Source organism: Wenyingzhuangia sp. 2_MG-2023 (assembly GCF_030548295.1).
Taxonomy (GTDB): domain Bacteria; phylum Bacteroidota; class Bacteroidia; order Flavobacteriales; family Flavobacteriaceae; genus Wenyingzhuangia.
Window position 1 is genome coordinate 1 of sequence record NZ_JAUOSB010000068.1, and the last position, 622, is coordinate 622.

At 30.4% G+C, this 622-nt stretch carries 1 protein-coding gene; it reads right to left on the bottom strand.

Annotated features, from left to right (window positions below):
* Positions 1 to 143: 143 nt before the first annotated feature.
* The gene (locus Q4548_RS16695; RefSeq protein WP_303457170.1) at positions 144 to 482 is read right to left on the bottom strand and encodes a type II toxin-antitoxin system RelE/ParE family toxin; all 339 of its coding nucleotides are present in this window, start codon (positions 480 to 482) and stop codon (positions 144 to 146) included.
* Positions 483 to 622 lie beyond the last annotated feature (140 nt).

The window sequence follows — 622 nt, forward strand, 5'->3', positions numbered from 1 at the left end:
ATGAAGTTCTTTTCTTCTGTTTTTTATGATTTCTCCAAAATAATAAGAAAAAGCTTCTTCTCTAAATTGCTCACGCTTTTTAGTTCCTTCTTTTCCAAATCTTTCAGCCATTAATTTTTTTGCGTTTATTGATTTTCCCATGACTATTGCTCTTTTAAATATTCTACCAAAATTTTTTCAGCTTGTTTTATCGCTTTGTTGTAATCTTTCGTTGACTTTTTCTGAAAACCATAAAGACAAACAGCTTTACTACATTCAGCAAAATTCAAATGATCGATAGCAAATATTACAATTCTGTATTCGTTTCCAGCTTTAATTCTCAGTTCATAGAATTGTGTCGATTGGAGTTTTTTCAAAAAGTTTGAATTCACAACTTTCACTTCACCAATAACTTCTAAGAGTTGGAAAAATTTCAATGAAACTCTTTTGTCTTGTTTATCTATAAATTCAAGACATTCCTCTGTAATATCTATATCTCTCATATTACAAATGTAACTAATTCGTTACAATTATGTTTCGTTTTATGGAATTTTTTTATGAAGCCCAACGGTTTTGGCTAGGCTTTGTGCGGGAAGAAAATCGGCAAGATTTTCGAACACGTACTAAGCCGAAGCTTTTTGTT

Bases quoted from the DNA above. Each gene is read 5' to 3' on its own strand.
- Q4548_RS16695 (WP_303457170.1), bottom strand. From the start codon at position 482: ATGAGAGATATAGATATTACAGAGGAATGTCTTGAATTTATAGATAAA.